Annotated in this window: 12 protein-coding genes; 2 read left to right on the forward strand and 10 right to left on the reverse strand. The window is 62.7% G+C overall.

The genetic code is table 11. The features are described from left to right. The 3 genes from B2S33_RS13445 to pip form a co-directional block, all read right to left on the reverse strand. Positions 1-518, reverse strand: a 518-nt coding sequence (locus B2S33_RS13445) for a glucan biosynthesis protein (RefSeq protein WP_288650474.1), incomplete at its 3' end; no start/stop codon positions are given. A gap of 324 nt (positions 519-842) precedes the next feature. Beyond that, positions 843-1,280, reverse strand: a complete 438-nt coding sequence (dtd, locus tag B2S33_RS13450; RefSeq protein ID WP_028687265.1) for a D-aminoacyl-tRNA deacylase — start codon at positions 1,278-1,280, stop codon at positions 843-845. Continuing rightward, on the reverse strand, positions 1,277-2,248 hold the full coding sequence (gene pip / locus B2S33_RS13455) for a prolyl aminopeptidase (protein ID WP_027914057.1): 972 nt from the start codon (positions 2,246-2,248) through the stop codon (positions 1,277-1,279). Before pip ends, dtd begins: the two co-directional genes overlap by 4 nt. Before the next feature lie 181 nt (positions 2,249-2,429). Between pip and B2S33_RS13460 the strand changes: the two genes are divergently transcribed. Beyond that, on the forward strand, positions 2,430-7,949 hold the full coding sequence (locus B2S33_RS13460) for a dermonecrotic toxin domain-containing protein (protein ID WP_288650476.1): 5,520 nt from the start codon (positions 2,430-2,432) through the stop codon (positions 7,947-7,949). A gap of 48 nt (positions 7,950-7,997) precedes the next feature. Here the strand turns inward: B2S33_RS13460 and hutG are convergent, their stop codons facing one another. From hutG to hutC, 7 genes are all read right to left on the reverse strand, one after another. Beyond that, positions 7,998-8,801 carry an N-formylglutamate deformylase gene (gene hutG, locus B2S33_RS13465; protein WP_145279433.1) on the reverse strand — a complete coding sequence of 268 codons (804 nt, stop codon included), beginning with the start codon at positions 8,799-8,801 and terminating at the stop codon, positions 7,998-8,000. Between the two features lie 10 nt (positions 8,802-8,811). Continuing rightward, positions 8,812-10,017 carry an imidazolonepropionase gene (gene hutI / locus B2S33_RS13470; RefSeq protein WP_049696736.1) on the reverse strand — a complete coding sequence of 402 codons (1,206 nt, stop codon included), beginning with the start codon at positions 10,015-10,017 and terminating at the stop codon, positions 8,812-8,814. A gap of 15 nt (positions 10,018-10,032) precedes the next feature. Further along, positions 10,033-11,436: an amino acid permease gene (locus B2S33_RS13475; protein WP_110606976.1), complete on the reverse strand. Its 1,404-nt coding sequence runs from the start codon at positions 11,434-11,436 to the stop codon at positions 10,033-10,035. Positions 11,437-11,503: 67 nt separating this feature from the next. Beyond that, a complete protein-coding gene (gene hutH, locus B2S33_RS13480; protein ID WP_049696738.1) occupies positions 11,504-13,036 on the reverse strand; it encodes a histidine ammonia-lyase in 1,533 nt (510 codons plus the stop codon). A gap of 98 nt (positions 13,037-13,134) precedes the next feature. Continuing rightward, the gene (hutU, locus tag B2S33_RS13485) at positions 13,135-14,808 is read right to left on the reverse strand and encodes a urocanate hydratase (protein ID WP_197873969.1); all 1,674 of its coding nucleotides are present in this window, start codon (positions 14,806-14,808) and stop codon (positions 13,135-13,137) included. A gap of 135 nt (positions 14,809-14,943) precedes the next feature. Continuing rightward, positions 14,944-15,513, reverse strand: coding sequence for a HutD family protein (locus B2S33_RS13490; RefSeq protein ID WP_059183449.1), 570 nt, complete (start codon positions 15,511-15,513; stop codon positions 14,944-14,946). Beyond that, positions 15,510-16,220, reverse strand: coding sequence for a histidine utilization repressor (gene hutC, locus B2S33_RS13495; RefSeq protein WP_173645899.1), 711 nt, complete (start codon positions 16,218-16,220; stop codon positions 15,510-15,512). Before hutC ends, B2S33_RS13490 begins: the two co-directional genes overlap by 4 nt. A 143-nt stretch (positions 16,221-16,363) precedes the next feature. Between hutC and B2S33_RS13500 the strand changes: the two genes are divergently transcribed. Then, positions 16,364-17,728 carry a formimidoylglutamate deiminase gene (locus tag B2S33_RS13500; RefSeq protein ID WP_104925717.1) on the forward strand — a complete coding sequence of 455 codons (1,365 nt, stop codon included), beginning with the start codon at positions 16,364-16,366 and terminating at the stop codon, positions 17,726-17,728. Positions 17,729-17,739: the final 11 nt, after the last annotated feature.

Below are 17,739 nucleotides of genomic sequence, written 5' to 3' on the forward strand. Positions count from 1 at the left end.
GCCGTGTCGATGGCCAGGCCACGGGCCGACAGGCCATACACATGGCCCTTGCCCACGACGCGGAAATAACTGGCGCCAAGCAGGGTCATGATTTCGTCCTGCTTGTCGGCCTTGTTGATCGGGTACAGCACGCGGAAGCCCGCATAGCCCAGGTTCTTGGTGGCATCGGCATCATGCGGCACGTCGCCGAACTCGAAGCGGCTCGGGTCGTACTTGATTTCCTGGACCTTGGTGGCGGTGACTTCGTTGATTTTCACCGGCGTATCGAAGTGCATGCCCTGGTGGTAGAACGACAGCTTGAACGGTGTCTTGTCGTTGGCCCACTCGGCCTTTTCCTGCAGGAAGTGGATCTTCTGGTAGTCCGCGAACTTCATGTCGCGGAACACGGCCGGCAGGTTGCTTTTGGGCGCTTCGTACTTCTGGCCGGCCAGATCCTTTGCCTTGGCTGCAACATCGTCAAGATTGAATGCCCACAGCTGGCCCGCGCTCATCAGGCCAACGATTGCCATGCTGGCCATCAGCGCCTTGCGCAGCCTGACGCCGGGGATTCTTGATGCTTTTTGGGGACTAACAATCACGAGCAACCCTCGCCGAAAACAGATCATGAAACCAACGGCCAGCGACAAATGCCGGGTTGGCGAGCACTGTTCGGACCCCGTAAGGGCGTAATGATTCCCCAAACGGCTACGGACAATGCTCGAGTCAGAGTGAAACGGACCTGCGAACGCAGGCCTCATGCAGCGCGCGATTATCCAGCAGGTCGCGTGACAACGCATCAGGCTGCAACAACTATTTATGGTATAGAACCGCTTATTTATTCAAGAAAGCGGCTTTTTTTAACCTTAAATTTGTAACAGCAATGTTACAGGGCCATCATTGACCAAGTGGACCTGCATGTCGGCACCGAACTGACCGGTAGCGACGTCGGCGTGGCGGTCTCTGGCTTGCGTCACCAGGTAGTCGAACAGCTCGGCGCCCAAGGCCGGCGGCGCCGCCGTGGAAAAGCTGGGGCGCATGCCGTTGCGGGTGTCGGCCGCCAATGTGAACTGCGAGACCAGCAGCAGCCCGCCCCCCACTTCTTTCAACGACAGGTTCATCTTGCCCTGCTCATCGCTGAACACGCGGTAGTTCAACAGCTTGTGCAGCAGCTTGTCAGCATGCTCGCGGGTGTCGTCCGGCTCCACGGCCACCAGCACCAGCAGGCCTTGCTCGACAGCGCCGATGACCTGGCCCTGCACTTCCACCCGCGCGTTGCGCACCCGTTGCAGCAGGCCCTTCATGCTTCTTCCAGTGGCAAGTCGAGCAGGCGCCTGGCCATCTGGTCGGCTGCGCGCACCAGAGCATCGGTAATGCCCGGCTCGGATGCGGCATGCCCGGCATCGCGAATGACCTTCAGTTCACTGTTCGGCCACGCCTGGTGCAGTTCCCAAGCGTTGTCCAGTGGGCAGATCACGTCGTAGCGCCCGTGCACGATCACCGCCGGCAGGTGGGCGATGCTGGGCAGGTCGCGCACCAGCTGGTTCGGCTCCAGGAAGGCGTTGTTCATGAAGTAGTGGCATTCGATGCGGGCGATGGACAAGGCCCGCTGCGGCTCGGAGAACCGGTCCACTACCAGGGGGTTGGGCCGCAGTGTGGCCGTGCGGCCCTCCCAAGTGGACCATGCCTTGGCCGCGTGCATCTGGGCAATCTGGTCGGAGCCGGTCAGGCGCTTGTGAAACGCGCTGACCATATCGCCGCGCTCCTCCGGTGGGATGGGCGCAATGTAGTCCTGCCAGTAGTCGGGGAACAGGCGGCTGGCACCTTCCTGGTAGAACCACTGTATCTCCTGGGGCCTGCACAGGAAGATGCCGCGCAGGATCAGACCATGCACGCGTTCGGGGTGAGTCTGGGCATAGGCCAGCGCGAGCGTGGAGCCCCATGAGCCGCCGAACAGTACCCACTTGTCGATACCCAGGTGTTCACGGATGCGCTCCATGTCCTCCACCAGGTGCCAGGTGGTGTTGTTTTCCAGGCTGGCATGGGGGGTGGAGCGGCCACAGCCGCGCTGGTCGAAGGTGATGATGCGGTACAGGGTGGGATCGAAATAGCACCGGCTCTGGGCGTCGCAGCCTGCACCCGGGCCGCCGTGAATGAAGACCACTGGCAAACCTTCGGGTGAGCCACTTTCATCGACGTACAGCACGTGTGGCGCTTCCACGGCCAGATCGTGCCGGGCGTAGGGTTTGATCTGCGGGTAGAGGGTCTGCATTGCGCACTCCGTGTGAAGGTTGTTCGACCGTGAGCCATCATAAACCTGAATTGAGCGCAGAGCATGCTTGTACATCAACTCCATGCCTGGCCCGGTACAGTTGCCGGGCAGATATATCTACCTCCTTTCTCCTTCCCCGGCCCTACAGAGTCCTTCACCTCATCGTGCAGAGGACTGCTAAATGCCAACACCCACCAGCGACACCCTACCCTCACAAGGTGTCCATTACTCCACCATTGCCAAGCGCATCCCCCAATGGCTGAAAAAAAGCCCGACCCACACGCACCAGGCCATGCGCAATTGGCGGCAGGCACCTGCCTGGCTGGCGTCAGCGATCACGGAGCAACCGGCCGTCGCGCGTGCCTGGAGCATCGAACACGCACAGCACCGTCAGCACCAAGCGCAGGTCGCGGCGCTGTTCGAGCAGGTTGCAGAGCTGGAGATCTATGCCAGAAAGGCGTTGACCGAAGCCATTGCCGAACGCTTTGGTCTACAGGTCGATGTCGACAAGAGCTACCTGGTGGACGCGCGCCTGATCGAGGAACACAACGCCCTGGACGGGCGGCAGGCCGTGGAGCGGGCGACCCGTTCACTGCTTCAGGCAGCCCTGCATAACTTCGAGGCGTCCGCCGCCGTTGAAGGTGGCATGGATGCACCCGATGGGCTCCTGAAAAAATCGGTGATTCTCGACCACCGGCGTTTCATGGGCACCGTGCCTATCACCAATGCACTGGACATTCCGGCAGAAGCCTTCGCCGACCTGTGTCGGACGTTGGACATTGGTGGGAAATATCACGACCTGATACACGCGATCTACTACCCGGCCGCAACGGCTGACCGCAGTGCGGACGAGGTGGCCCTGGAGGTGTATCAAACACTGGGGCGGGCGGAGGAATCGGCTTGGCGACAGTCCCTGCACTACGCTCGCTTGAAGGGCGATATCAGCGAGACGTTCTACACCGCCGCGCTGGAAGTACCGCTCGATCAAAAGCTGGATCCTCTCGCGTCGGGGTTCAGGTTCAGCGAGCTGCAACTCTGGGGCTGCGTACTGACGGGAGTAGTGGTCATCGAGAGGCAATCGGGTGCCGATAGCCGCATTGCGCTGTATATCCCCGACGACGAGGAAACACCCCTCAAGGCGTTCGCCGATACGCAGGCCATGCATGACGCACTGCGGGATCGGCTCCAGGCTGACATGGGCTACCTGGACAAGCATGTGCCCGAGCGCGACAAGGGGATGGTTCGACAGCGCCTGCAAGCGCGTCTGACACCACCGGGCTGGAGTACCCGCGGCCTGCACGAGCCCGTACGCGATCCACATGCCAGGCTCTACCCCGTTCAACAGCCTTTCACCCACGCGTTCCAGGGGCTCATGGCCTTTCGCAAGGTGGAACGTCATGAACAGGACGTGCTCTTCCACGCTGTCCCAACCCAGATCGTGGACCGGCGTACGGCCCAGGCTCACCGCGAGCTCATTGCCGGGCGCGCGTTGCTGGCATTGAACATCGCCGGCTTCTTCGTGCCTGGCCTTGGGGAGGCCATGCTTTTGGTGGGCATCGTCCAGCTGGCCCATGAGGTGTATGAGGGGATCGAAGCCTGGGAGGCAGACGAGCGCGACACAGCTTACGACTACCTGATCGATGTCGTCGAGAACGTGGCGGTCATGGCTGCGCTGACAGCTGCCGGCCATGCGCTCAAAGGCGCGCCGCAAATCCCAGGGGGCGACGAACCCATCGTCGAAGAACCCGACGACGAATCGGGTGATGCGCGCATTCCCGTCGAGACCCCGTCATTCATCGAAGAGCTGGAAGACGTGGACATGCCTGATGGGCAGGTTAGCCTGTGGAAACCTGACCTGACGCCCTATCAAATCCAGGACCCACTGCCACAGTCATTGGCACCGGATGAGCAGGGCCTGTTGTTGCATGAGGGTCAGCAACGGCTGGTGCTGCAGGGTCGCCAGTATCAGGTCGTGTCAGACGCCGACACTGGCCAATACCGGCTGCAGCACCCACGGGGCGAGCATCGCTATCAGCCACCGCTGCGCTACAACGGCGCTGGCGCGTGGATACAGGTCACCGACCGCCCCGCTACCTGGACAGGTTCGACCTTGTTGCAACGAATGGGGCACCTGAGTGCTGACTTCGATGAGCCGACGCTGCAACGGATGCTGCAGATCAGTGACACGGACGAAGATACCTTGCGCAGGGCGCTGGTGGAGAGCGAGCGATTGCCAGCGTTGCTGCAAGACACCCTCCAGCGGTTCAAGCTTGACCAGTCGATCAGCCAGTTGCCCGTCACGGCAGACCGCTCAACCGAATTTTTCAGAGCCTACAGGCGCATGGCATCAGCCCAGCTGCCCGACGCCGAACCGGTCATGCGGGCATACCCCGGTCTTCCAGCCGCCATTGCCGACGAGCTGGTACGCAGCGCGACTGCCAACGAACGGGGCCTGCTGGCAAGCGGTAGGGTACCGCTACGCCTGAGCGAGGAAATTCGTGTTTATCTGCAACAGGTCCGTCTGGCGCGGGCTTACGAGGGGCTGTTTCTGGTAGGGGCTCAGAGCTGGGACAGCGATCGACTCGTGCTGCATACCTTGCCGACACTCAGGCAATGGCCTACCGGTACCAGGCTACAAATCCTGCGAGGTGGGTTCTGGCCCACTCAAGCCGAGGCAATCGGCCCCAAGCAAGGTAACCCCTGCGTAACCATCATCCATGCCCCTGCAGGGTACATCGTCCAGGATCAAGCCGAGTCATCTCGGTTGGTAACGGCACACCCGGACCTCTTTACCGCGCTTCACGAGGCGCTGCCAGACGTCATGGCACAACTCGGCGCGGCTGACGCTGCGGCCCTGCGGCACCTGATGCAGGAAAGTCCGTTGCTGCCTCGCCCAGCCTTGCGCAGGGCCCTGGGCATGCGGCCGGTGCGCCCCGGCTATCGGTCACCCATGCGCCTTGCCGAGGGCCGCCTGGGGTATCCGCTGAGCGGCGGTGGCCCGCAAGCCCATGCGGTCTCTTATTCGCAGCTCCTTGCAGAGGTCGAGGCATTGGAGTTGGCGCAGCGTACCGGCCGCTCTGCCGATCAGGTGATCAATACGCTGGCCAGCAGTGGCCGCACGCGCCTGCAGATTTTCGAACACCTGCAACGTTTGGCCGAGCAGCGCACCGAACTGCAAAGCAGGCTCGATGACTGGAGCGAGGCCATTTCGCCGTCGACCGATGCGGCAGCACGCAACTACGATGCGTTGCGCGAGGCTATCGTGCAGTTCTGGTATGACACGGCGTTGGACGAAGGCGACCGGAGCACGTCCGTGTTACGCCTGGCGCTGATCTCTCTGGCCGATATTCCGTTGAACTTACCCGAGTTCTTCTACCAGCGAGTGCGCAGCCTGACCCTCTATGACCTGCCCTCAGGCGCGATGGCCAGCTGGGCGCAGAACGAGCGTTTGCTGCAACGCCTGCTCCGCCAGATGCCGCAACTCCAGGCATTGGAAATTGACCGGCCCTACACACCGCGGGCAACACCCTCGGCATTCATATTCAGCATTCCCACCATTCTGGAAAACCTGCCACAGCTGCAGCGCTTGGTACTGACCAACCAGAACATTGCCTTGTCCTCCAGTGACCTGGACATGCTGACCGGTGCCCGGCAGCTGCGTCATCTGGACCTTTCCGGAAATCGCTTGGCACAAGGCAACCGTCCGAGCTTCCACGCGCTCACACTCGATTACCTCGGGCTCGACCGCATGCATCTGTCGCAATGGCCGATGGGCATCGACAGCGATGCCTTGAGCCGCATCGGTGAGCTGTCCCTGCGCGCCAATAACCTGCTCACGCTGCCATCGTTCCTGCTGCACGAAGCCGAATCACTGCGACTCCCGCCGGTCATCAACCTTGAAGGCAACCCGATCAACGAAATTCACGTGCAGCGTTTGCTCATGAACGAGCAGCTGGACACTTCTGGTATTCGCGTGGACCAGCCGCCGTCGCTTATCGAGGGAATCACGCGCCTGCGCACCGAGCGCTCGCAGGTACGAGAAGCGCTGGAGGGCTGGGCGCAGGCATCGAGTTCCAGCAACCCCCTGACACAAACCGCCCTGGCCGAGCGTCAACGCATTGAAACGGCGATCAATGATTTCTGGACATATCAGGAACAGGGCCATCGATACCTCAGGCTGCATCTGGAAGACGTGTCGATCGAGCACTTCCCGAGGCGCCTGCCCCCCTTCTTTGGCGAGCGTGTTCGCGCCCTGGCCTTGACCCGCTTGCGAGGCACGACTGCGCAGCTTGATGAGCTGCTCAGTCGGTTTCCGGGTATCACGCGCCTGACCATAGACGGTCATCAAGCGCCGCAATCGACACTGCCTACCGCCTTGCTGCGCTTGCCGGAGCTGGAGTACCTGGAGTTGCGCAATATGGGTTTGGAAATCGATGAGCCTATGTTCGAGATTTTTGGCCGCCTGGCCCACCTTACTTCGCTGGACCTTTCGGGCAACCGGGTGGGCACCATCAATCGTGTTCCTGCACAGCTTGCAGCGAATCTCCAGTCCCTGGTGCTGAGCAACATGGACCTGCAGGGCTGGCCGCACTGGTGCGACCTGTTGCTGCCGCTCGAGTTGCTCGACCTCAGTTCGAACAACATCACCGAACTGCCGGACCGTGTCCTGTCGAACCTGGATAGCACCATTCCGATTTCTTCTGTGTCCCTGTTGGACAACCCGCTGCCAGCCGAAACCATCCAGCGGGTCCGCACGTTTTCCGACAGCCATCACAGCTTCTCCTTCGCCTTGGACATTCCCAACGACCTGCTCACCGATGGTTCCAGTGATGGCTCTCTGGACCACCCGCACTTTCCGGTGTCCGGTGACGATACCCCACGGATGGAATCGTGGATGTTGGGAAATGCACTGCAAAATGAATCCCTGCAGGTATGCTGGGACGCGCTTGCAGGCAGTGACTTGCTGCGCCTGGTGGGCCGTCTGCAAAACGCAGCCCCTTACGTGGAGCCCGCTACTCGGGGCAGGTTCTGCGAACGGGTGCGACTGATGCTGGTCGCGGCGGTCAGCAACCCGACCGAGCGGCCATTGCTGGAAAGCATCGCTGTAGCGGCGCTGCCGGACGAAAATGGCGCACAAACCTGTCATGACGGCGCGCTTCAGGCGTTCAACAACATCGAGTTGTACCTGATGCATCAACGTGTCGTGATCGATGCAGGAGATAGCCTGCAGCAGATGCGCCAAAGGCTGTTGCAGCTGTTCCGGGTAGAGGAACTCGAACACCTTGCCCAGCACCGCTCGATACCGGGGGATCTGGTTTCGGTGCGCCTGGCTTATCGCCGCGAACTGGCCAAGGAACTCGAGCTGCCCATCGCCGACCGCATGCGTTTCCGAAGTGCTGCCAACCTGGCGGCCGATGAGCTTTCGAGCGTGCTCGAACACGTGCGCAAGCGCGAACACAGCGAAGCGTTCATCGACTATCTGCTGTCCAACCAGGACTGGACCCAGCGCCTTCGCGGTGAATACGCCGAGCGGTTCGAGGAGGTTGAAAACCGGTACCGCCAGCGGGTACTGGAACTGGCCAACACCAGCCATCCGCTGCAGGAAGAGGTCATCTTGCAACAAGGCTTGCAGATGGATCGGGAACTCGAGGAGCAGGCACTGCTGCGCGAACTCACGCTCAAGGAGGTCGCCAAAGGCTGACGATTGACCGGGCGGCGCGCGTACCCCGCGCTGCCTGGCCGATTGCCTTCAGTTGCGATAATGCGCCTGGCCCCACGCTAGCAGCGCCTGCAGAAGCTGCTTGAGCACCACCTGGGTGGGGCCTGCCAAATCTTCACGGTAGCTAAAAGGCTCACGCTCTAGCATGTAGGTGCTTTGCGCAAGCTCGAGCTGGACGGCGTGAACGTGCGCGGCTGGGTTGCCGTAATGACGGGTGATGTGCCCGCCCTTGAAGCGCCCATTGAGCGCATGATCGTAACCGTACGCCTGTTGGCAGACGTGCGTCAGCCGCTGGGCCAGGCTGGGGTCGCAACTCGCATCATTGAAGGTCCCGAGGTTGAAGTCCGGTAGCTTGCCATCGAACAACCGAGGAATGTGCGAGCGGATGGAATGGGCGTCCCAGAGCAGGGCATAGCCGAACGTCTCACGCAAACGTGCCAGCTCATGCCTGATTGCCCTGTGATAAGGGTGCCAGATGTGCTCAAGGTAGTGCTTGCGCTCTGCCGGGCTTGGCGCCAGCCCCTCCTTGAACAAAGGTTCACCTTCAAAGAGCGTGTCCGGATAAAGCCCCGTGGTGGCCCCGGCATACAGCGGCTTGTCGTCCTCTGGGCGATTGAGGTCGATGACGAAGCGCGAATACTCGGCCGTCAGTACACTGGCGCCCAGCGCCTGGGCGAAATCGTACAGACGGGGAATGTGCCAGTCCGTGTCGGGCAAGCTGCGCGCCTGATCGACCAGGCCATCGGCCACTGCCGGGGTCAGCTTCAGGCCCGCATGGGGAATGCTGATCAACAGCGGCAATTGACCCTGGTGAAAGCTCAGTACCTTGTCCATCTCGCCTCGCTCAGATATCCAGTTCATGGCCGCCGCGCACGACGCGCTTAGGCAGGTCGCCGCCAAGCCAGTAGGCCAGGTCGGCAGGGCGTTCTATTTGCCAGGCAACGAAGTCGGCGGCCTTGCCCGCTTCAAGGGTGCCATGGCTGCTTCCCATGCCCAGCGCTTGCGCCGCATGGGTGGTGACACCGGCGAGGGCCTCTTCCGGCGTCATGCGGAACAAGGTGCAGCCCATGTTCAGCATCAGCCGCAGTGACAGGCCCGGTGAGGTGCCCGGGTTCAGGTCGCTGGCCAGGGCGATTTTCACGCCGTGCCGACGCAGGGCCTCCATCGGCGGAACTTGGGTCTCGCGCAGAAAGTAGAACGCGCCGGGCAGCAAGACGGCCACGGTGCCAGCCGTTGCCATGGCCACGGCATCTTCTTCTGTCATGAATTCCAGGTGATCGGCCGACAGTGCCTGGTAGCGGGCGGCCAAGCTGGAGCCGTGCAAGGAAGACAATTGTTCAGCGTGCAGCTTGACCGGCAAACCCAGTTGCTGTGCCTTGATGAACAGACGTTCAACCTGGACGGGTGAGAAGGCCAGGTGTTCGCAGAAGGCATCCACCGCATCCACCAGCCCTTCTGCTGCCAATGCCGGCAGCATGTCATCACAGATGTGGGCAATGAAGTCGTCGCTGCGTTCGGCGTATTCCGGCGGCAAGGCGTGAGCCGCCAGGCACGTGGCCCGAACCGTGATACCCAGCTCGTCACCCAGACGCCGGGCTACACGCAGCATCTTGCGCTCGTTGACCAAGTCCAGGCCGTAACCGGACTTGATCTCCAGGGTGGTCACGCCGTCGCGCATCAACGCCCGGACGCGCTGCCGGGCGCTGGCGAACAGCATGTCTTCACTGGCGGCGCGGGTGGCCCTCACGGTGCTGGCAATGCCCCCGCCCTGCGCGGCGATCTCGGCATAGCTCACACCTTGCAGCCGCTGTTCGAACTCGCCGCTGCGGTTGCCGCCGAATACCGCGTGCGTGTGGCAATCGATCAGCCCGGGGGTCACCCAAGTACCGCCCAGGTCCACCGTCTGCTCGGTCCCTTCGACTTGCCAGTCGGCACGTGGGCCGATCCACAGGATCCGCCCACCACCGGTCACGATGGCGGCGTCTTCGATGATCGAATAACGGCCTTGGGCCATGGTTGCCACGTGGCAGTGTTGCCAGAGGGTTTTCATGCAGGTTCTCCTTTGCTAGCGATGCAACTCGGCGGCTTCGGCCACCGACGCGCCCTGCCCTGTGCGCGGCTTGCACCACAACAGGTAGGACGCCACCAGAAAGACCAGCCAGACCATGCCGACCAACAACGCCGCCTGGGTGTCCGGGAAATAGCCAAGCACACCGAAGACGAAGACCATGAAGGCGATGGCCAATGCCGGGCCCCAGGGCCAGAACGGTACCGGGAACTTGAGCTCGGCCATCTGCTCACGGCTCATGCGCCGCCGCATCGCCACTTGAGTGATGAGGATCATCAGCCAGACCCAGACGGTGGCGAAGGTAGCGATCGAGGCGATCAGCAGAAACACGTTTTCAGGGATCAGGTAATTGAGCAGTACCCCGACCAGCAGTGCTGCCCCCATCACCACCACCGTCATCCACGGCACGCCATGCCTGGACAGCCGGCTGAAGCCCTTGGGGGCATGCCCCTGCTGGGCCAGACCATACATCATGCGGCCCGCACCGAAGATATCGCTGTTAATGGCAGAAACGGCCGCAGAGATCACCACCACGTTCAGCACCGCAGCCGCAGAGCCGATCCCCAGATTGCTGAAGATCTGCACGAAGGGGCTGCCCTGGCTGCCAATCTGCGGCCAGGGGTACAGGCACATCAGCACGAACAGGGTGAGCACATAGAACAGCAGGATGCGCAGGGGCACGGCGTTGATCGCCTTGGGAATCACCCGTTGCGGATCCTTGGCCTCGCCTGCGGTCACCCCGATGATCTCGATGCCGCCGAAGGCGAACATGACCACTGCAAACGAGGCGATCAACCCGGCGACACCGTTAGGCATGAAACCGCCATGCTCGAACAGGTTGCCCACGCCCACGGCCTGCCCGCTGCCCACCTGGCTGAAGCCGAAGGCCATGATGCCAAGGCCCGCCAGGATCATGGCCACGATCGCGCCCACCTTGAGCAAGGACAGCCAGAATTCCAGTTCGCCGAATACCTTGACGTTGCACAGGTTGAGCGCACCGATGACCAAGACGATGCCCAGCACCCATGTCCAACGGGCGACCTCTGGGAACCAGAAGCCCATGTAGATGCCGAACGCCGTCACATCGGCGATGGCGACGATGACCATCTCGAACGCATAGGTCCAGCCGAGGATAAAGCCGGCCATGGGGCCCAGGTAGGTGCTGGCGTAGTGACCGAATGAGCCGGCCACGGGGTTGTGTACGGCCATTTCGCCCAATGCCCGCATGACCATGAATACCGCAGCGCCGCCGATCAGATAGGCCAGCAATACCGCCGGGCCGGCCATCTGGATGGCCGATGCCGAGCCGTAGAACAGGCCGGTACCGATGGCAGAGCCGAGGGCCATGAAACGAATGTGGCGGGCAGTCAGCCCGCGCTTGAGACCTTGTGCAGGTTGCATGTCACGTCCTTGAATTGTTTTTGTGGTCGTGAGATACGGGGGCCGCCACCAAAGGCCCCCGAGCGCATTACAGACTTGGTAGCACGCCCGCTGGCAACAGCGCGGTCAGGCTGCCTTCGGCCAGCAGGTGCACGGCCTTTTCGATGTCCGGTGCAAAGAACCGGTCGCGGTCGTAGTGCGGCACTTCACGGCGTAATGCCTGGCGCGCCTGTTCGAGCCTGGCGGAGGTCTTGAGCCCCTTGCGCAGGTCCAGGCCCTGGCAGGCGCCCAACCACTCGATCGCCAGCACGCCCCGGGTATTTTCAGCCATTTCCCATAGGCGCTTGCCGGCAGCCGGGGCCATTGAGACATGGTCCTCCTGGTTGGCGGAGGTCGGCAGGCTGTCGACGCTGTGCGGGTGGGACAGGGCCTTGTTCTCGCTGGCCAGTGCGGCGGCGGTGACCTGGGCGATCATGAAGCCCGAGTTGACCCCACCGTTCTCCACCAGGAAGGGCGGCAACTGGGACATGTGCTTGTCCATCATCAGCGAGATGCGGCGCTCGCTCAACGCGCCCATTTCGGCGATGGCCAGGGCGATGTTGTCGGCGGCCATCGCCACCGGCTCGGCATGGAAGTTACCGCCGGAAACCACGTCGCCTTCGGCGGCGAACACCAAAGGGTTGTCCGACACGGCATTGGCCTCGACGCCGAGTACCTCGGCAGCCTGGCGCAGTTGGGTGAGGCAAGCGCCCATCACTTGTGGCTGGCAGCGCAGCGAGTAAGGATCCTGGACCTTGTCGCAGTTCTGGTGCGAAAGCGATACCTCGCTGGTGTCCCCCAGCAGGGCCCTGAAGCAGGCAGCGGTGTCGATCTGTCCGCGCTGGCCGCGCACCGCATGGATACGGGCATCGAAGGGCGAGCGCGAACCAAGGGCGGCTTCCACGCTGAGCGCGCCGCAGGTGACCGCGGCGGCGAACAGGTCTTCGCCATGGAACAGCCCGCGCAGGGCATAGGCCGTGGAGGCCTGGGTACCATTGAGCAGGGCGAGCCCCTCTTTGGCGGCCAGGGTCAACGGCTCAAGACCGGCGATGGCCAGGGCCTCGGTAGCCGCAAGCCACTGGCCCTTGTAGCGCGCCTTGCCCTCGCCCAGCAGTACCAGGGACATGTGGGCCAGCGGCGCGAGGTCACCGGAGGCGCCGACCGAGCCTTTGAGGGGGATGTGGGGATAGACCTCGGCGTTGACCAGCGCGATCAGCGCGTCGATGACCTTGCGGCGAATACCGGAGAAGCCGCGGCTCAGGCTGTTGATCTTCAGCACCATGATCAATCGGACCAGCGCGTCATCGAGCGGCGCACCGATCCCGGCGGCATGCGACAGCACCAGCGAACGCTGCAGGTTTTCCAGGTCGTGGCTGGCGATACGGGTCGACGCCAGCAGTCCGAAACCGGTGTTGATGCCGTAGGCGGTACGGTCCTGCGCGATGATCTGCTCGACGCAGGCCACGCTGGCATCGATGGCCGGGCCGGCGCTGGCGTCGAGTTGAAGCCGTACAGGGCCTGCATGCACAGTGCGCAGTTGCGCCAGGGTCAGGCAGCCGGGCTTGAGGGTAAGTTCGGTCACGTTGCTACTCCAGTTCGCGAGGCATGACCGGCAGCGCCAGCCCGCCTCTTCTTGTTGTCGAGTATCACCCTTGTGGGGTGCATTGCAGAGGGAGGTGATCAGCCGGTGATCATCGGCAGGTCCAGCCCCTGCGCTTGCGCGCACTCAATGGCGATAGCGTAACCGGCATCGGCGTGACGCATGACACCGGTGCCTGGGTCATTGGCCAGCACGCGAGCGATACGAGCCGCCGCCTCGTCGCTGCCGTCACAGACGATGACCATGCCCGAATGCTGGGAGAAGCCCATGCCGACACCGCCGCCATGGTGCAGCGACACCCAGGTGGCACCACTGGCGGTATTGAGCAGGGCATTGAGCAATGGCCAGTCGGAGACCGCATCGGAGCCATCGCGCATGGCTTCGGTTTCGCGGTTGGGGCTGGCGACCGAGCCCGAATCGAGATGGTCGCGCCCGATCACGATCGGTGCCGACAGCTCGCCACTGCGCACCATTTCGTTGAACGCCAGGCCCAGCTTGGCCCGCAGCCCCAGCCCTACCCAACAGATGCGGGCCGGCAAGCCTTGGAAGCTGATGCGCTCGCGGGCCATGTCCAGCCAGCGGTGCAGGTGGGCGTCGTCGGGGATCAATTCCTTGACCTTGGCATCGGTCTTGTAGATGTCTTCGGCTTCGCCGGACAACGCTGCCCAGCGGAAGGGGCCGATGCCCCGGCAGAACAGTGGACGGATGTAAGCCGGCACGAAACCTGGGAAATCGAACGCATTGGCCACGCCTTCTTCCTTGGCCATCTGGCGAATGTTGTTGCCGTAGTCGAAGGTGGGCACGCCCTGCTGCTGAAAATCGAGCATGGCCTGTACATGCACGGCCATCGACTGCTTGGCAGCCTTGACCACGGCCACCGGGTCGGTCTGGGCGCGGTCGCGGTACTGCTCCCACGTCCAGCCGGCGGGCAGGTAGCCATTGAGCGGGTCATGCGCGCTGGTCTGGTCGGTGACCATGTCTGGCCGCACCCCGCGCCTGACCAACTCAGGCAACACGTCGGCCGCATTGCCATGCAAGGCAATGGAAATGGCCTTGCCTTCGGCGGTGTAACCGGCGATGCGCGCCAGGGCATCGTCCAGGTCAGTGGCCTGCTCATCGACGTAGCGGGTTTGCAGGCGGAAATCGATACGGCTTTGCTGGCACTCGATGTTCAGCGAACAAGCCCCGGCCAAGGTCGCGGCCAGTGGCTGGGCCCCACCCATGCCACCCAGACCTGCGGTCAGCACCCACTTGCCCTTGAGGCTGCCGCCGTAGTGCTGGCGACCCGCCTCGACGAAGGTTTCGTAAGTGCCTTGGACGATGCCCTGGCTGCCGATGTAGATCCAGCTGCCAGCGGTCATCTGGCCATACATGGCCAGGCCTTTGGCGTCCAGCTCGTTGAAGTGCTCCCAGCTGGCCCAGTGAGGGACCAAGTTCGAGTTGGCGATCAGCACGCGTGGTGCGTTGCTGTGAGTCTTGAACACGCCGACCGGCTTGCCGGACTGGACCAGCAGGGTTTCGTCGTCTTCCAGACGGGTCAGGGTTTCGACGATCTTGTCGTAGCAGTCCCAGTTGCGCGCGGCCCGGCCGATGCCACCGTACACCACCAGTTCCTTGGGGTTCTCGGCGACCTGCGGGTCGAGGTTGTTCATCAACATGCGCAGTGGCGCTTCGGTCAGCCAGCTTTTGGCAGTGAGCGTATTGCCACGCGGGGCACGGATTTCAACGTCACGGTATTTGTTGTTGTCGGTCACGGGAATGTCCTTTGCGGTCGGCTGCAGCAGATGTGTCGTGGAGCAATACAAACACATCTTTACTTGTATGTACAAGCATGGACAAGTGAAATTCGCAGACCTTGACGCCGCAAGCGATGCCAGCCCAGGGTCAGCTCAACGGGGATCGAGTTCGATCAGGCAGCACTGCCCCTGTACGTCCAACGCCAGCAACGCTTCGTTACCTTCCAGTTGCAGGCAGTCATGACGCCCCAATTGCAGGGCCTGGTGCCCCGCCGCCACTTCTACCGCTTGGCTGGCGGCAAACAGCAGCACGGTCGAGGCCGAGGTGTGCAAACGGTTGAAACCTTCCAGCCATTGCAAGCGCGCCCGATAGCGCTGCGGTGCGTAGATGAGGTTGAAATCACGAATCGGCCCGCCGATAAGGTGGCAATCGACCTCGCTTGCCCCCTCGAACGCAAACCCGTCGAATGGCAGCAGCGGCCGGCTGAGTTGGCCGTCTACCCACAGACGCATGCCATCGCCCTGCAGCACGGTGATGATCCGCTGGTAGCCGGCGAAGCTCGAAAAGGCGCCCGACGCCTGGATATCGGCAATCGACAAGCGCCAGCCAAAACCGTCCAGGCCCTTGCCGTGGTCACGGGCGATTTCCTCGGTGAAGCCAGCGCCGTTTTTCCAGGGCATGCGCGGATAGTCCCGCGCCTGCAACACATGCAATCGGCTCATTTGCCAAAACGTCCTTCCAGGCGATGGCGCGAACCGGGGTGAATCAGGCGCGCGGCCGTGACCGGCTGGCGCCCGGACCAGGTACGGCGGCGGATCAGCAGGCATGGCTCGCCGCGTTCGATTTGCAGGAGCTGGCATTCTTCAGGCTCTGCCAGGATCGCCTCGACCACATGCTCGCCCTCCGTCAGCGGAGCTACCTGGGACAGATAGGCATAAGGCGTCTGACGGGTGAAGTCCTGCAGAAGGTATTCGGGCGCCACGGCCGCATTGACGTAGCGATCTTCGATCTGCACCGGGGTATCGTTCTCGAAATGCACGATCAGCGAATGAAATACCCGCTGACCTTCGCGCATGTTCAAGGCCAGCGCTCGCTCGGAACCTGCAGCTTCCTCGGCAAGCACCACGACCTGGCAGCTATGCCGGTGCCCGCGTGCGGCGATTTCGTCGGCGATGTTGTTCACTTCGAACAGCGCCGAGCGGCCTTTGGGCTCGGCTACGAAGGTGCCGACACCTTGCATGCGCACCAACAGCCCCTCGGCTGTGAGCTCGCGCAGGGCGCGATTGATGGTCATGCGGCTGAAGCCCAGTTGGCTGACCAGTTCGCTTTCCGAGGGCACACGGTGATGCGGCGGCCAGCTACCGTCGTCGATGTGCTGCTTGATCATCTGTTTGACCCGCGCGTACAGCGGCGCCGGGCCTTCGCCCATGGGGGCAACCAGCGCGTTGGCAGGAGGTGTCGGCACGGCGAGAAATCCTTGTGCATAAGAAATGAGCGTTAGCTTGCCGGAGTTTACCCGGCAGGCAAACGCCTGTATATGTATATACAAGCCAACAAGAACAGGAGCCTGCAATGCCCGCCTATTTTGCCCAACGCGCCTTGTTGCCTACGGGGTGGGCCCGAGACGTGCGCTTAGACGTCGGTACGGACGGGTTCCTGACACGCATTGAAGCCGGCGCCTGCGCCGACGGCGCAGAGCGTCTGGCGGGGCCCCTACTTCCCGGTATGCCGAATGTGCACTCCCACGCGTTCCAGCGGGCCATGGCCGGGCTTGCCGAGGTCGTCGGCGACCCCAATGACAGCTTCTGGACCTGGCGCGACCTCATGTACCGGCTGGTCGGGCAGATCACGCCTGAGCAGCTGCAGGTCATCGCCCGCCAGCTCTACATCGAGATGCTCAAAGCGGGCTATACCGCGGTGGCGGAATTCCATTACGTGCACCATGACCAGGCAGGCAATGCGTATGCAGACCCGACCGAGTTGTCTCGCCGGATCAGCGCAGCGGCCACGCAGAGCGGCATCGGCCTGACCCTGCTGCCGGTACTCTACAGCCATGCAGGGTTTGGCGGCCAAACGCCAAGCGATGGCCAGCGCCGGTTCATCCAGTCCACCGACCACTACCTGCGTTTGCAGGCGCAATTGGCGCCGCTGCTGGCCGCGCAACCGGCGCAGGGGCTGGGCTTGTGCTTTCACTCGCTGCGGGCCGTGACGCCTGGGCAGATCGCCGAGGTATTGGCGGCCAGTGACGGCAAATGCCCGGTGCACATTCATATTGCCGAGCAGCAACGGGAAGTCGATGACTGCCTGGCCTGGAGCGGCCTGCGACCCTTGCAATGGCTGTATGAGCACGTGGCCGTGGATGAGCGCTGGTGCCTGGTGCACGCCACACACGCCCAGCCGGACGAAGTGACAGCCATGGCCCGCAGCGGCGCCGTGGCGGGATTGTGCCTGACGACCGAAGCCAACCTGGGCGACGGCATTTTCCCGGCCACGGACTACCTGGCACAGGGCGGGCGCCTGGGGATTGGTTCGGACAGCCATGTCTCGCTAAGCGTGGTTGAAGAGCTGCGCTGGCTGGAGTACGGCCAGCGCCTGCGCGACCAGCGACGCAACCGCTTGCATCGCCGCGACCAACCGATGGTCGGGCGCACCTTGCTCGACGCTGCGTGGGCAGGGGGTGCACAGGCGCTGGGTCAGCCCATTGGCGAACTGGCTGTAGGCAAGCGCGCCGACTGGCTGGTGCTTGATGATCAGGACCCCTACATCGCCATGGCCGACGGTGATGGCATTCTCAATCGGTGGCTGTTTGCCGGCGGTGACCGGCAGGTTCGCGACGTGATGGTCAATGGCCAATGGGTGGTACGCCAAGGCCATCATCTGCAAGAGGAGCAAAGCCGCGCGGCATTCGCTCAGGTACTGCGGCAGCTTTTGGGATGACCCGACCAAGG

This window comes from Pseudomonas sp. UBA5568 (genome assembly GCF_002425525.1).
GTDB lineage: Bacteria > Pseudomonadota > Gammaproteobacteria > Pseudomonadales > Pseudomonadaceae > Aquipseudomonas > Aquipseudomonas fulva.

What these genes read in the sequence shown, in the direction of transcription:
- dtd (WP_028687265.1), bottom strand. Translation starts at nt 1,280, where the DNA reads ATGAAGGGCCTGCTGCAACGGGTGCGCAACGCGCGGGTGGAAGTGCAG.
- pip (WP_027914057.1), bottom strand. Translation starts at nt 2,248, where the DNA reads ATGCAGACCCTCTACCCGCAGATCAAACCCTACGCCCGGCACGATCTG.
- B2S33_RS13460 (WP_288650476.1), top strand. Translation starts at nt 2,430, where the DNA reads ATGCCAACACCCACCAGCGACACCCTACCCTCACAAGGTGTCCATTAC.
- hutG (WP_145279433.1), bottom strand. Translation starts at nt 8,801, where the DNA reads ATGGACAAGGTACTGAGCTTTCACCAGGGTCAATTGCCGCTGTTGATC.
- hutI (WP_049696736.1), bottom strand. Translation starts at nt 10,017, where the DNA reads ATGAAAACCCTCTGGCAACACTGCCACGTGGCAACCATGGCCCAAGGC.
- B2S33_RS13475 (WP_110606976.1), bottom strand. Translation starts at nt 11,436, where the DNA reads ATGCAACCTGCACAAGGTCTCAAGCGCGGGCTGACTGCCCGCCACATT.
- B2S33_RS13490 (WP_059183449.1), bottom strand. Translation starts at nt 15,513, where the DNA reads ATGAGCCGATTGCATGTGTTGCAGGCGCGGGACTATCCGCGCATGCCC.
- hutC (WP_173645899.1), bottom strand. Translation starts at nt 16,220, where the DNA reads ATGGGCGAAGGCCCGGCGCCGCTGTACGCGCGGGTCAAACAGATGATC.
- B2S33_RS13500 (WP_104925717.1), top strand. Translation starts at nt 16,364, where the DNA reads ATGCCCGCCTATTTTGCCCAACGCGCCTTGTTGCCTACGGGGTGGGCC.